The organism is Fibrobacter sp. UWB13, from assembly GCF_900177805.1.
Classification (GTDB): Bacteria; Fibrobacterota; Fibrobacteria; order Fibrobacterales; family Fibrobacteraceae; genus Fibrobacter.
In genome coordinates, this window is record NZ_FXAX01000001.1 from 1,251,395 (window position 1) to 1,266,790 (window position 15,396).

12 protein-coding genes and 1 tRNA gene are annotated in these 15,396 nt (G+C 45.0%); all 13 read right to left on the bottom strand.

What is annotated here, in order from left to right:
• Positions 1-25: 25 nt before the first annotated feature.
• Positions 26-2,191 carry a hypothetical protein gene (locus tag B9Y77_RS05250; RefSeq protein ID WP_139829262.1) on the bottom strand — a complete coding sequence of 722 codons (2,166 nt, stop codon included), beginning with the start codon at positions 2,189-2,191 and terminating at the stop codon, positions 26-28.
• Positions 2,192-2,507: 316 nt separating this feature from the next.
• Complete coding sequence (guaB, locus tag B9Y77_RS05255) at positions 2,508-3,965, bottom strand: IMP dehydrogenase (protein ID WP_073423085.1); 1,458 nt, start codon at positions 3,963-3,965, stop codon at positions 2,508-2,510.
• Positions 3,966-4,133: 168 nt separating this feature from the next.
• Positions 4,134-5,237 (bottom strand): glycoside hydrolase family 11 protein, encoded by a 1,104-nt coding sequence (locus tag B9Y77_RS05260; protein WP_085490741.1) that lies wholly within the window; start codon positions 5,235-5,237, stop codon positions 4,134-4,136.
• A 106-nt stretch (positions 5,238-5,343) separates the two neighbouring features.
• Positions 5,344-5,898: an aminoacyl-tRNA hydrolase gene (gene pth, locus B9Y77_RS05265; RefSeq protein WP_015732305.1), complete on the bottom strand. Its 555-nt coding sequence runs from the start codon at positions 5,896-5,898 to the stop codon at positions 5,344-5,346.
• 22 nt (positions 5,899-5,920) lie between these two features.
• The gene (locus B9Y77_RS15910; protein ID WP_158212973.1) at positions 5,921-6,073 is read right to left on the bottom strand and encodes a hypothetical protein; all 153 of its coding nucleotides are present in this window, start codon (positions 6,071-6,073) and stop codon (positions 5,921-5,923) included.
• 22 nt (positions 6,074-6,095) lie between these two features.
• Positions 6,096-7,043 carry a RhuM family protein gene (rhuM, locus tag B9Y77_RS05270; protein ID WP_085490742.1) on the bottom strand — a complete coding sequence of 316 codons (948 nt, stop codon included), beginning with the start codon at positions 7,041-7,043 and terminating at the stop codon, positions 6,096-6,098.
• Between the two features lie 117 nt (positions 7,044-7,160).
• A complete protein-coding gene (locus tag B9Y77_RS05275; protein ID WP_073423094.1) occupies positions 7,161-7,781 on the bottom strand; it encodes a 50S ribosomal protein L25 in 621 nt (206 codons plus the stop codon).
• Positions 7,782-7,812: 31 nt separating this feature from the next.
• Positions 7,813-7,884: transfer RNA gene (locus B9Y77_RS05280), tRNA-Gln, on the bottom strand.
• Between the two features lie 104 nt (positions 7,885-7,988).
• Positions 7,989-8,894 carry a 4-(cytidine 5'-diphospho)-2-C-methyl-D-erythritol kinase gene (ispE, locus tag B9Y77_RS05285; RefSeq protein ID WP_085490743.1) on the bottom strand — a complete coding sequence of 302 codons (906 nt, stop codon included), beginning with the start codon at positions 8,892-8,894 and terminating at the stop codon, positions 7,989-7,991.
• 26 nt (positions 8,895-8,920) lie between these two features.
• Positions 8,921-10,381: a PP2C family protein-serine/threonine phosphatase gene (locus B9Y77_RS05290; protein ID WP_085490744.1), complete on the bottom strand. Its 1,461-nt coding sequence runs from the start codon at positions 10,379-10,381 to the stop codon at positions 8,921-8,923.
• Between the two features lies 1 nt (position 10,382).
• Positions 10,383-12,107, bottom strand: coding sequence for an MATE family efflux transporter (locus tag B9Y77_RS05295; RefSeq protein WP_085490745.1), 1,725 nt, complete (start codon positions 12,105-12,107; stop codon positions 10,383-10,385).
• 8 nt (positions 12,108-12,115) lie between these two features.
• On the bottom strand, positions 12,116-12,415 hold the full coding sequence (locus B9Y77_RS05300; RefSeq protein WP_073423102.1) for an STAS domain-containing protein: 300 nt from the start codon (positions 12,413-12,415) through the stop codon (positions 12,116-12,118).
• 24 nt (positions 12,416-12,439) lie between these two features.
• Positions 12,440-15,388, bottom strand: coding sequence for a non-ribosomal peptide synthetase (locus B9Y77_RS05305; protein ID WP_085490746.1), 2,949 nt, complete (start codon positions 15,386-15,388; stop codon positions 12,440-12,442).
• Positions 15,389-15,396: the final 8 nt, after the last annotated feature.

Here is a 15,396-nt window from a genome sequence, read left to right on the forward strand (position 1 = left end):
TAGTTGTATTTCTCAACCATCAATTCTACAGCTTAAGAACTTCGATAATTTGTCTAATACGTTTCATCTGGTAATCGTAAAGGTCCGTATGACCTTTCATCTTGCTTTCGTAAGGTTTTGTCTTTTTAACAGCCGCCTCAAAATCTTTCGCGTTATACGACTTGATATCCGGCAAGTAATTTCGACTGAGAATGATCAAGCCATCTCTATCCTTCATCTTAATTCGAACCTTCACGTTGACTTCAAGGAAAGGAAGACTTATACCATTTTCTCTCCACATGGTTACATACTGGGGCTCTATAGCAAAGCCATTCGCGCCACGCCCTCTAATATAGTTTTCCATGGTAACATACAATTCCGCCTTATAACCACCCATGTTATATTCTTCGCTCTCATAGAGCAAAGTGTCTGACTCCTGCATTCCATACTTGTCTTCACTTGCATAAAGAAAATCAAACAGTTCCTTTGGACTGTCGGGCCACATGCTATCGCTATATGGAGCGTGATAATTGGAGTGCGTTCCAAGTCCGAACGCACTACGTATTTTATCATTTTTGGGCTGCATATTCTTTCTAGCCCCGCAAATAGCCTCAACCTCAAGCCATTCTATTTTGTCTTCCGAAAAGATATTCGGATTCAATTCCAATTCAATGCTATTGGGATCAAAAAAGTAGGGTGCATAATACTCTTCATAATTATACACCATCCGTTTCATGTACGAATTATCCCAATAAACCACGGGCGAAGTCTTTAGATTCCACACCCCCTGCCCCATCGTAGAATTTTCCAGATTAAAACTGGACATATAAACAGTCGGCGAAGCAATATTATGGTTGGCCTTGGAACCACTAACAATTCCCTTGGTATCAATAGAACCATCAAGTCCAAGGTTAATCGTACCATTAAGCGAGCCCTTGTAATTTGTGGGACCTCCACCTCCTAGCCCAGCCAACTGCGTTCCCGTACCGAACATCTGACCAACGGAGCCAAGTCCTTGGGCAACATTGCCCGTGTAAAAATTAGCGATGGCACTACCCGCCTGCGCAACAGCCTGAAGTCCAAGCAAAATTCCCTTTGCGGTACTTGACGATTTCTGCTGCACCTGTTCCAGTTTTAAATCAGCCTTGAAACCACCATCGATAGCCGCTGCCATGGCACTATAAAGTGAAGTTTGGTTTTTCTCCCAAGAGCGCATCTGCAACCTGATATAATCCTGGTCAAGATCAATCCTAGCATCTTTCCGATAAATAGAGAGGTCAACGTCAAAAGCCCACCATCCGACATTAGGAGTAATAAAGCCATCGCTACTCCTATAATCCACCCAAGGAGTCACATAATCCATATACGTTCCCCGAACAGTCTGTCCCAGGGCATCCTTGTCCACAATTTTACGATCCGATGGTACACCATAACTCCAGTTACCAAGCTGTGCCAAATTGTCGGGCATAGACACCTGCCACACATGGTCATTACCCGTCAAAGTATTATAGGGCTGATAGAAGAAAAAGCGAAGGATGCCGGTATACTTATTGTAAACGGCAAAGAAATTGTTATTGACATCCTGGAAACGGCCGCACAAGTTAAGCACCCATTCCCATCCGTTTTCAGGCGTAACATCATCTGTAAAACGATCCGGAAGATTCGATGCAACAACTTTCTTATTCCAAGGAAGGTTCACCAACGTATAACCGTCGTAGCCACGGTCATCCTTAATTCGGCCCACGCCGTCGTATATGTAGATGGCGTCCTGCCGCCTCCAATTTTCGCGCGTAAAATCCTTGTCATTAATGTTGTAATTATCGGACATGGCTCCACCAGTCGACATCCTTTCCAACAAGACAGCCATTTCGTCTAATGGGCGCTCCATTTTGAAAATTTTTCCGTCAGCGGTAAACACGATAGTATCATTGTCGTATTTTGCAGAGAGCTTTCGAGGATAAAAAGTCGAATCCCAGTCTTCGTTGACACTTATTTTGATTGAATTATCATGATGCGATGTGTAAGCGAATCCCCCATCGGAACTTTTTCCGCCAAAACGGTCCACCGGATCCGTTTCTTCGTCGTTGAAGAAAAGCCTACTCCACCAACCGGAGCCATCTTCATTAAATTGCAGGATTTCGACAACGCGGGAGTACTTCACCTCATCGCCAAACGAACAGGTTCCCTCCTCGTCGTATTCAGTCCACCACATTCCCTTAAGCTGCGAAGCCAAGGGATTTTCGGCCCGAGCCTCCCCAGTAGGACTCGAACTGTTAGAACAAGAGGTCAATACTAACGGAAAAAGCATTAGCATTGCGCTTAAAAGAGCCCATTTTCGCATGATTTCTCCTTCTTATAAGAGTCAATCCTCTCTAAATATATTTTTTTTGCGCAAGAACGAGGAAATTTTAAAGCAAATAACATTCCAGCTTGGAGTGTAAATGACAAAAACGGCGAGCTGATGCCCGCCGTCTTTAATTCTTGGATCCTATCGCATCTTCACGGACACTCCAGGATGACTCTTCCGATTAGTCGCCTGTTCTGTAGTTCGGGGCTTCCTTCGTGATGGTCACATCGTGCGGATGAGATTCACGGAGGCCTGCGCCCGTAATACGGACAAACGTTGCCTTCTTGTAGAGTTCTTCGAGGTTTGCAGCACCGGCATAACCCATAGCAGAGTGGATACCGCCAATCAGCTGGTAAACGGTGTCGCGGAGCGGTCCCTTGTATGGAACACGGCCTTCGATGCCTTCCGGAACGAACTTGCGCGGTTCCTGAACGCCACCCTGGAAGTAACGGTCTGCAGAACCAGCCTTCATGGCGCCGAGAGAGCCCATGCCGCGGTAGCTCTTGTAGCTACGGCCATCAGCGAGGATGACTTCACCCGGAGCTTCTTCGGTACCGGCAAAGAGAGAGCCCACCATCACAGCGTGACCGCCAGCAGCCAAAGCCTTGACGATGTCGCCAGAGAACTTGAGGCCACCGTCAGCGATAATCTTCACGCCGACCTTGCGAGCCATCTTGCCGCATTCCACGACAGCGGAGAACTGCGGGTAACCGACACCAGCAATGATACGGGTCGTGCAGATAGAACCCGGACCGATACCCACCTTGACGATGTTGGCACCGCACTTGGCGAGTTCTTCGACAGCTTCCGGCGTGCAAACGTTACCGGCGCAAATCGTGAGCTTCGGATATTTCTTGCGAACGGTCTTCACCATGTTACGCACACCGATGTGGTGGCCGTGAGCCGTATCGATAATCAACAGGTCAACGCCTGCGTCCACGAGGGCAGCAACGCGTTCAAGAGTATTTGCAGAAGTGCTGACGGCAGCACCGACGAGCAACTGACCATTCTTGTCAAGGCTTGCGTTCGGGTTGTTTTCGCGCTTCAAGATGTCCGTCATCGTGATGAGGCCCTTCAAAGCACCAGAAGCGTCCACGAGCGGGAGCTTTTCAATGCGCTTTTCGGCGAGGATTTCCTTCGCCTTGGCGAGGCTCACCTTCGGGCTTGCCGTCACAGGATCCTTGGTCATGACCGTGCTGATTTTCACGTTCATGTCGCTAACGGTGCGGAGGTCGCGGCTCGTGAGCATACCGACGAGCTTACCCTTGGAGAGAATCGGGAAACCGCTCACCTTGTTGCGAGCACGCTGTTCAAAAGCAGCAGACACCGGTTCATCGGCATCAAGCGTCACCGGATTGGTCACAATACCAGACTGCCAGCGCTTGACCTTGCGAACTTCTTCAGCCTGGTCTTCAATGGACATATTCTTGTGGATAATACCGAGACCGCCCTGCAAAGCGAGGGAAATAGCCAACGGAGCCGTCGTAACGGTATCCATTGCAGCACTGATTATAGGAATGTTCAGCTTGATATTCGGGGCGAGCTGGGTGCTCACATCCGTCTGAGCCGGAAGAACAGAAGATTCAGCGGGAACGAGTAAGACGTCATCAAACGTCAAAGCTTCTGGCAAAAGTTTCATAAAGTACCTCTTTTGCGCATTGAATATAGTAATATTTTGGTTTTTAGTCACTAGTTATTTGTCAATAGATTGTAAAAAAGGGGGAAGTCTCCCCCTGGTTCGCACTACGTCGCTCTCCACCCCTTCGAACGGGCGCTCAGTCGCCGCCCCGTAACGCCCCGGCTTGTATTAGCGCTCGACAGCAATCGTCTTGGCAAAGGCCCCTCGCTTGACCAGATAAACGGACGAACGAGCAAACTTGTTTGCTACAGCCTGCTTAAGCGACAAACCACTCTTCAGTTCAACCTTGCCGAGGAAATTTCCCTGCATATCGAACACTTGATAAATCCCCGCCTTGTCAAAGCGCTGTACCGTAAACGGAATCGCATCGGTCCCCGAACTCGAAGAACCGCCAACACTGCTCGAAGATTCTGCGAGCACATCCGATGACGAACTCGGCACAGTTTCAGAGGAACTCGACGCCACAGAACTTGAACTTAAAGCAACAGAACTGGACGACGGAACTTCGTCGCCTTTGACATAAACCTTTATATGCGGAAAATCGGCCGTACCGGAAACGCCGTTACTCATGCTCCCCGCTTCGCCAAGCACCTTAGCTTCGTAGAGCTTACCCATTTCCATGCCCAGCTTTTCCCACTGTCTCATGTGAGCGCTAATATTGATGACTCCGCAATCACGGGCATTTTCACGAATGCTGAAATACTGCAAAAAAGTCGTATTGCCCTGTGTCTTGATGGCCGGCCCCGTATGTTCACCCCAATAAACGGAGTATTTGGCACCATCGATTGTGTAATCGCCCATCTTATGGCTAGCGACCCAATCGCCAGGCCTCCACCCCGTCAGCCAGTTATCGACAACATAATATTCGACCAGTTTGCTCGGGGATTTCGAGACTTCTTCCATCCAACCATAGACGCCGACATAGGAGTAATCGGCACCATTGATATTCTGCTTCACGAGTTTGAATTCTGCAAGCATATCGCCGCCAAGTTCGTTATACTTCTTGTCGCTATCGAACGAAAGCCCCGCACGGCAAAGGTAGTCTCCAGCACTCTGGAAAGAACAAGACATGGATCCGTCTTCATAAATCGTAAGCGAACCCGAAGTAGCCCTATCGTACCAAAGCTCGTAACCGACACCGTTGTACGAGCTCACTTCGTTTCCATTCACTTTTTTGCTTGCACCTGTATGTTTAGCTGCATTGCAAAAATCCTGTGCCAAGACCCCCGCCGTGAGTCCCATACTCAAGGCGATAATAATTTTATTCACCATACATACCTCCACCAAAAGGTTACTTTCAATATAATAAAAAAGCCCGACAAGTTAATCACTAGTCGAGCTCATAACAATTTTAATGTATCAGTTGCATATAGCGGCGTCACTTTCCGTTATAGCGCTCCATGCACTTCTCGATGCCGAGCTTAAAGTAGCATTCCACAAGCGCTGGGACCTTCGCAATCGCTTCATCGAATTTCGGGCGGTCTTCGGGCGAGAACTTCGCCAAGACCCAGTTGCTGAGGTCAAATTTCGGAGGGCATTTGCCAACGCCAAAACGGATGCGCGGGAACTTGTCGCCCACATGTTCAATAATGTTGCGGAGTCCATTCTGACCGCCATGGCTACCGTCCTTGCGGCAACGGATACGGCCTACATCCAAATTAATATCATCGCTGAAAACGAGTAAATGATCGACCTTGACCTTGTACCACGTCATCAGAGCCTGCACTGCTTCACCAGAGAGATTCATATAGGTTTGCGGCTTCACGAGGAGGCATTCCTCACCTGCAATGTTCACCTTCATGGTGAGCGCCTTATGTTCCGATTTCCAGTCCTTGCTCGGGTCAGCGAGCTTTTCAACTGCCATAAAACCGGCATTGTGGTGCGTGTTCGAATACTGCGTTCCAGGATTTCCAAGACCGACGATTAAATACATAATAAAACCTTAAAAAATATCGTTACTTTTCCGCATCGAGTTCGCTATACGCTTTTGCGGCATTTGCACGAACTTCATCTGCATTGCTATCCTGCTGCTGTACGACAGGTTCAGAACTAGCACACCCTAAAAGTGCGATAAAAGAAAGGCAAGATAAAAGCTTGAGTAATTTCATATCTAGAATATACAAAAATCGGCTACGGCTTGTATTGAGCCATTTTTTCATGAAGCTCAAGGAAGTAATCAAAATCGCTATGGAATAGCTTATCCTGCACAATGCGGTACTTTTCCCATTCTGTAATCGCATGAGCCTGAGCCACTTCCATCGAAATCTTTCCCGCATTAGTCAAAAGTTCGTGTTGTGTAGCTTCTAGAATCCGATCAAGATGTTTTGCCCAATCTTCCATCGTCATCGGGATATGCCGATTCGCTTGCATTTCAGCAAAGTCTAAATAACCCGAAACAATCAGTTCCAACGCCTTAAGTTCATCCTTTTCTAAATAGTTTTTGGCAATAATAACATCGGATTTCAAAAATTTGTTCTGCACTTTCTTGAAAAAATCTTGTGTAATCTTAGCCGACGAATCGTAATCTAATGCCGTTGAATAAATATCCGTCACTTTTTGATAAAAACGCCGTTCGGATACGCGTATTTCACGTATAACTTCCAACTGACGTTCAAAGTAATCTTCGGTAAGAATTGTCCCAAAATTTTTGAGACGTTCCTTATCCATAACCCATCCCTGGATGGTGTAATCCTTAACGATTTGCCCCGCCCACTTGCGGAATTGCACCGCACGTTCATTATTGACTTTAAAGCCCACAGCGATAATCATTTGGAGATTGTAATGCAATACATCACGGGATACTTGCCGAGAACCTTCGGTTTGAACTATCCGGAAATTCCGGATAGTTGGATCTTCAGGCAATTCTCCATCACTCAAAATCTTGGAAATATGCTCGTTTATCGTTCGAACATCAACCCCATACAGTTCCGCCATCATCTTTTGCGTCAGCCAGACGTTTTCATCTTCATAACGCATCTCGACACTCTGCTCAGAACCACCTACCGCAGAAATATAGGTCAAATACTCCGCAGCCGAGCTGCGAATCGATACAGGATTTATCTTCTTATCTTTGCTCATTTGAACACTAATATAAAATTAGAAGTCAAGATTGTCAATAGACTCAGAATTTTCAACGAAAAAAGACCCGCCCCAATCGGAGCAGGTCTCTTAAAGCCTTTCAGCTTGTTGCCAGAATTAGTTGGCAGCCGGAGCAGCGGCAGCGGCGTCAGCAGCCGGAGCAGCAGCAGCATCCTTCTTCTTGGACTTAGAAGAAATCGTGAAGATAACGGTGCGCGGGCCAGAAGCGAGCGTAACGTTTTCCGGGAGCTTGAAATCCTTAGCGTAGAAGGTCACGTTCGTTTCGAAGTTGGAGATATCCAATTCGAGAACAGACGGGATGCTTGCCGGCTTAGCAGCGAGCATGAGATAACGAGCTTCCTGAGAGAAGAGACCGCCCTGAGTCTTCACGCCAACCGGGAGACCGGAAAGCTTGACCGGGATGCGAACCTTAACGAATTCGTCATCAGCGATCTTGATGAAGTCAACGTGCGTAATCTTCTGGGTGAGAGCGTCCTTCTGGACACTGTAGACGAGAGCCGGATTGCCAGCCTTGCCATCGATTTCGAGGTCAAGAAGCGTGTAACGCTTGCCCGGAGCAAGAACCTTGCGCAAGTCGATTTCGCTGACGCTGATGTTCTTAGCTTCGATACCCTTACCATAATAGACGGCCGGAATCTGACCAGCCTTACGCAAACGGGCGTTGTCGCGGTTTGCACCTAGCACTCTCGAGGCAGCTTTGAGCGTTGTGAGTTCCATTGTGTTATCTCCATTAGATAAAAAAAATTCATTGGGGTAGCAGGATTCGAACCTACGAATAACGGAATCAAAATCCGTTGTCTTACCACTTGACGATACCCCAATGGTGCGACAAAGATAGTAAAAAAGTCCCTTTTGTCAAAGACAAACGTGCAAAAAAAGAGCTGAAAAAAGTCATTTTTCGCACATTTTGACAAAAAAGCGGCACTACCTATGCCAGAATTTGGTGACGGTCTGGTAGCGGGAAATCGGTTTCATTGCAGCGGCAGCCTTTTCCGCCTGTTCCCGAGTCTTGAAAATTCCGAAAACGGAGGCGCCCGAACCAGACATCAAGGCGACATCAGCCCCGAGTTCAATGAACATCTGCTTCATTTCGGCGACAAGCGGGTGCGTCGGGAATACGGAAATTTCGAAAGCATTGAAACACATTTCGGGATTGACAATCTGCTTAAACGTTTCCGAAGGCGGTTCAGCAATAGGATCTCCACACAACGGAGGATTCATTTTTGATTCCCACGCCGCTTTGTACTGCTCCCAGCGGTCCGGGCCAGACTTCGGGACTCCGGCATAAGCGTCCTTGGTCGGGACCGCATCAAGCGGAGTTGCGATGAGGAGAGCGGCCCCCTCCGGGAGTTCGAGCGGTTCCACGAACGTCAAACGCTCGCCAATACCTTCAGCAAAAGCAGTTCCACCACGAACGAGGAACGGCACATCCGCACCAAGACGGGCACCGATGGATTCCAAAGTTTCGAACGGGAGGTTCAAGTTCCACAAGTTGTTGAGCAAACGGAGCGTCGCTGCGGCATCAGCACTGCCACCGCCAAGCCCCGCCCCAAGCGGCATGACCTTCGTGAGATGGATGTCGGCACCAAGAGAGCAATTGGCATATTCCTTGAGCGCTTTCGCAGCCTTGAACACGAGGTCGGATCCCAGCGGATAGTTCTGCGGTTCGTTATAGGTCAGGTGGATTTCGCCATCTTCGCGGAGCGTCGCTTCAACCGTATCGCCAGCGTCAATCGTCTGGAAAACAGTTCCAAGATCGTGGTAACCATCTTCGCGCTTGCGGATGACATCTAAAAACAAATTGATTTTTGCAGGAGCGTATTCTTTCATGACCACAAACCTAGCAAAAAAAATTTTTAGTCCACCTTAATTACCATCATCGTAAGGTCATCAAAGGGATCTGTTCCTTCAGAGAATACATTCACGTCATCCGAGATTTCCCTCAAGAATTTTTCACCGCCACGAATTTTGATGGAATTTAATTTTTTCAAAAGTCGTTCTTCACCATAAAGTTCTGCGGAAGCATTGTGAGCTTCAGTAAGTCCATCCGTATAGAGGAACAAGCAATCTCCGCTTTCAAACTGGATGTCAGTTTCTTTATATTGCGTAGTGTCAAACCCGGCGAGGAACACCCCATGGCGTTGCCGCAGGAACTCGAACGAGCCGTCTTTTTTGGCAAAGCATACGGCATTATGCCCCGCATTGGTACATTTCATAATCCTGGTGTTAGTATCGAGAATACCAATCCAGGCTGTCGCAAACATTTCTTCAGCATTGTTTTCGCACAAAAGGCGATTCACGTCATTAAAAATCTCTGCCGTAGAAAGCTTCATGTATGCATGGTCACGAATCATCGTTTTAACAACCATCATGAACAAAGCAGCAGGAACACCCTTGCCCGATACATCGGCAATCACAAAGCAAATATGCGAATCATCTATTTCAAAGAAATCGTAAAAGTCGCCGCCCACTTCTTTTGCCGTGGTCATTGATGCAAAAACATTGAGTTCGGGATGCTTCGAGAACGCATGCACCACCGTAGGGAGCGCACCCGACTGGATATTTGCGGCCAACTGTAAATCGGACTCCACCGCAGCCATTTTTTCACGGCTTTTTACAAACCTATCCGTATTCACGTTTGTCGTAAAGAACACAAAACCTATTGCCCAGGAAAGACTCGTCACCACATAATTCTCATCAATTTCAAGGATATAACCCTGCAATAATTGTACCCCCACACCTATTACAGCAAATATCAGCAAATTCCTTGCATAAGCAACCTTTTCTTTTTTCTTTTCACGATGCATTATTACGTAATAGATTGCAAGAAAAAACGAAGAACCCATATAAAGAAAACATACAGGAGCAAGAAAATATTCAAACAAGTTCATGTACTGAATACTACAACTTTCATCAAGAGAATATATTAAAGCAGTCCATGGAGTCGAAAGACACAAAAACACGGTAAGAATAGTAGGGGCTACAAAAAGTAGGGCATACATTTTTTTTGAACTTAAAGTCAATTCAAAACGTTCTAGGCTGAACCACGCAAACATCGATGTAGCAAAAACGAAACTGATCGCAAAAACATAGCCACAGGCATAATTCAACAGCCTAAGTTCAACATTCCCATCGACAAAATGCCAAATTCCATCAAAAACCGCAAGTACAATAGACGATATAAGGACAACAGATAGCTTATCCTTCAAGCTTATTTTATACAATACAATATTGTTATACAGCAAAAACACAAGCAACAGCGTTGAGAATAGAGAGACCTCTACGAACAATGTTTCTGCAATTTCATTATAAAGCATATTAAGCCTCGTATTTAATCCTGAATGTATTACGGTTATAGCTCATAGTGGTCAGGTATTTCTTGTTTTCCTTCAATTTCTCCATGTAGCCAGAAACCATAAATTCAATAATCGAACCCGCAATAACATCTTCACTGGACAAATCAAACAGAACACCATCATCCTTAGTAATAATCTGCACACCCGTTTCTCGAATAATGACAGTACATTCCGCATAAACGGCTTTATCCACGCCATTTTTTTCATAAATGAGCATATAAAGGTCTTCTATAAGCAACTTCGCTTTCGAAATGGTTTTCTGTTCAATATTATTTTCTACAAGGAATTTTTCTACTTGATGCTGAGTCCCAACAATCGACTCCGGATTTAGTTTAAACTCATAAAATTTATGTTTAAAACCCTTTAACTTTTCCGAAAGCAATAAAGGGTAATTATCTTTTCCATACCGGAAGCGGATGTACAAGACCGTAATCACGTAGGTCAATGCAGGGCCAATAGCAACTCCGGCAAACATTCCATATATACCAAAGAAATACCCCAGAACTACACAGACAGGGGTCACCACAAGTACATCACGGAGAGCACTCATCACAAAACCAAGCTTAATCTTGTCAATGAGCAAATAGTAAGAACTCAACAGATACAGCAAACTCAAGAACACAAGTCCAAACACTTCGATTCGAACACCAAGAACCGCATAAGAATAAACCGCCGGATCAGAAATATCATAAAGTTCAACAATAAAAGGAGCAACAAAAATCATCAACAACGTCAAAGCCAGGCCTTCAACAACAGCGGTTTTCAAAGAAAGGTTATAACATTTTTTGACAGCATCATAAGATTCTTCGCCTAGATAGATATTCATTAACGGAGTAAACGCCTCCCCTACGCCATCAAACACAATTTGAATCTCTTTAACAAAAAGGATAACGGCTCCAAGTACAAGCATTTCGGGACCATAGGCGAAGGTGATAAAACGGTTCATTGCAGCGGTGAAACAAGCCAAAAAGAGATATGTACCCGCATCAATTGCACTATACTTCACGACATCGACAAGCCATTTGAACGAAAAATAAAAACCCAATTTCAAGGAATTGCCTTTACGAAGAAGATGCGCAAAAGCAACAAGTAACGCAACCAAAGTTCCAATAAACGATCCAAACCCAATTCCCTCAATACCTACAAATTTTGCAAGAACAATCGAGCAGACGATGTTTCCGACAATCTGAACAATCCCTGAAACCATCGACAAAGTTTCATCGCCGTCGGCAAGGACCATTTCGTCCATTAACGTCATAATAGGCAACAACAAGATTGTGTACTTATACCAAAAGAAATAATCCTTTGCCGCATTGAAAACGCTTGTAGAAGGCTCATAGAAACGAAGATAGGCATCCCCAAACAGCATAAAAACGGTATACAGGATTAATCCCATCACCACAGCCATAAAGAGTCCAAACGCAAAACAACGATCCGCCTTTTCCTTATTAAACTCCCCCATGGCCCGATTATAGAGGATTGGAATCCCCAAAGCAACCACACAAGCACCAAAGCCAGCCAAAGAATAGGCGGGGACAACAAGGCAAATGGCCATAACGGCATCTTCGCCAAGCATCACACCCGCAATCACCGAATCCGAAAGAGCAAGTACCGAAATAACGAGAATGCTAATCGAACTCGATAGTAAGAGGGAAAAGAATTTTCTTGAAAGGAATGTCTTGAACATAGAAGTCGCTACAAAATTCCGAACGCAACATCCAATCCGGTTGCTTCGAGAACTTCCTTAAAATTGGGGCCCACATTTTCAAGTCGCATATCGCCCTGGTTCTTTTTTAACGTCTTAAACGAAGAGAGCAGCACGCGGATCCCTGCCGACGAAACAAAATCACATTCCTTAAAGTCAAAAACAAGGGATTTTATCTTTTCAAGATGCGGAGCGAGGAATGTCGAAAGCTGTGGAGCCGTCATTGCATTCAGCTCCCCCGAAAGTTCCACCGTCAATTCTTCACCATTCAAATTAGACTTAATTTCCATATAGACTCCTTACTCTCTCAAAAGTTATATTTTTTGCCATTGTTTTTTTACTTCCCCAATCGTAAGCCCGGCATTTTCTTCTATTTGTAAAATCATCTGGCAGCAAAAGACAAATACTTTCGAAAAAGTCGCGATACTTTCTCTCTTGTATTTTCCGCCGTCGTAGTCAAAAGAAACTTCGGTTTTTCCATCATCTACCTTAACCTCGATGTCCATGATGCTTTCTGCAGCCCTATCCGAATTTTCAATCCATTTGGCAGAAGTGAAAAAGCCGTGGGTGTTCGGAACGTACATTTCACCCTGAAAAATAAAGCAGATTTTATTTTCATCTGGCAGAACCCTCTTTTGGGACATGTCATTTGCACTGGAAAGGGATTGTAAAATTTTATTTTTGCAAGTTATAAGAGCGTCAAGAACGGGGGTACTTTGAGGAAGTTCCAGCGCAATAAAACATTCCTTCAAGAAATAACCAATGGTATCTGCATATTTTGCAGAATCTCTACCATTCCAAATCCAGTCAAAAGCAACTTGTTCACAGTCATTGTAAAGGGCAAGGGAAAGAGCCGTGGCAAAAAGATAAAACTCGTTCTGGCTGACGGAATGCGAGAAACAAAAATCTCTTATTTTTTTTGTACAAGGGATTGCTATTTCTTGACAAGCGGCCTTATCTTCTTTTTCAAAATCATGCTTTGGCGCACAATAACAGATTTTGCCATTTGATAAAGTGAGTGTGGAATTTTGGTTTGCAGTCAATGAAAGCAGGGATGTATCTTTTTCGGCTGCGAAGATTTCTTTTATAAACTCATTGTAGCAGTCTTTTGTAAGAACTTCGCCTCGATAAGCCTTTTCTATATCGGAAAGGAAAATATGCAGGGAAAGTCCGTCTACAATAGCGTGATGAACTTCTAAAAGAAGAACAAGCCGTTTTTCTGTTCTGATGATGCGGCATCTGAAAAGTGGGCTTCCATCAAGAGGGAAGATTTCTCCAAAGTTTTCGACGATAGCGTCAAGTTCTTTTTCTGACATAGCCTCTACGCTTATTGCATCGTCAATATTCTGTTTTTGATACTGCACATAGCCTTGTTCCCTGTCCTTTTCAATCACGGTGCGTAAGGCCGGGTGCGCCTCAATCACTTTTTTCAGAGCTTGATAGAGTTTTTTTTCGTCAAGATCCGAACGTAAAGTCAAATACAAGGGAACATTGTCTACGATGGTGTCTGGGAGACAAGCTTCATAATCAAGCACCTCCTTTTGAGAAAGGATAAGGGGGAGTTTTTCTTCTGGAGTCTCTTTTGCTGTGGCTGGGGAACTTAAAGATATCTTCTTATCTAGCACTTCGGCAAGAGCACGGACAGTACGTTTTTCATAAATAAGCGGCACGGTCAACTTTAACTCCTCACAAGCAAGCATAAGCTCCATGGCACTTACGCTGTCGCCTCCCATTAAAAAGAAGTCATCGTCAATGCCGATTTTTTCAATTTCCTCAAAGTCTTCAAGGGCTTCCTTGAATGCATCGCAGAGTATTTTTTCACATTCTGTCCGAGGTGCAACATATGTATTTTGAGAAACAAAATTAGGGATGAGTAGATTTTTCCTGTCGATTTTTCCGTTTGTATTCAGGGGAATCTTTTTCATCTGCACAAAAAATGAGGGGATCATATAGGCGGGGAGCAAGGGCTTTAGCGAGGCGCGGATGGTTTCCACAGGAATAGAGTATTCTTTCTGATAATAGGCGCAGAGATAATATTTTCCCTTTTTTTCAAAGGCTTTTACAGCAACCATTTTTGTTTCCAGAACTTTTTTCAGTACTGTCTCTACTTCGGCTGGTTCCACCCGGTTTCCGTTAATCTTTACCATATCGTCTGCCCGACCCAGCACATACAGAAGTCCGTCTTCTCCGCGGCGGGCAACGTCCCTCGTGCAGAAGAACTTTTTCCCGCCAATCGAGACAAAAGCCTTCTCTGTCTCTTCCTTTTGGTTCAGGTAGCCGCGGAAATAAGGCAGATACAGACAGATTTCCCCTTCTTTTTCCGAAACTTTACCGTCATCGAGCAAAAGCATATCCGTGTATGTACAGCCTTTCCCAATGGGTGTGTTGGGATAGGATTTGTCGAGTTTAAAAAGACAGGCCGTAGACATAAGTTCCGTATTGCAATAAAGATTCAATATGTCAAAGGACTTTGAGAAAACATTGCTTACCCGCTCGGAAGAAAGGGCAATTGCTTTAAGCGAGAGATTTGGTGCTTCTGAAAATGTATTTACGAGAGATGCTGTTAAAAACATGATTTCAATTCTATTTTTGACCAGATACTGCATGTAAAGCGCAGGATTTTTCAGCAGGGGTTCTGAAACAAGGCAGACTGTTCCTTGAAAATACAGCACACTAAATGAGATAATATTGAAGGCGGAAAAAGTTACCGGTGCCACATTTGCAAATCGTAAATCATCATCTTCTTTATGGTACGGTGAGAGTACAGGCAATGCAGTTCCTGTAGTGATAAATCTATACGCACCATATTCTTCTACAACTCCCTTCGGCGTTCCGGTGCTTCCGGATGTATAGATGACGAAGGCAAGATCGTGCTCGTCAGAATCCGCCCAAGCTTCAGTGCTGAGAGGCTCGGCTTCCATAGCTTTTTCCAATGTGTCCGCATCAAAAACAAGTTTTGCACCAGAATCTTTTAATACATGCTCAATTCTTTCCTGCCCCATGCTGTCAGAAAGCGGCACATAGGCAATTCCCGCTTTCATCACGCCTAATTCCACGGCAATATATTCCATGGATTTTTCAAGATGTATGACAATCAAGTCTTCTTTTTGAAAACCTTTGCTTTTTAAGAAAGCTGCTACACGGCTTGAAAGTTCATCAAGTTTTTTGTATGTAGTGCTGCGATCACCGTCTTTATCTAAAACAGCTACACGTTCAGGGTAAGCAGCAACGGTTTCTTTAAATTTCTGCAAATAATCAATCATATTTATGC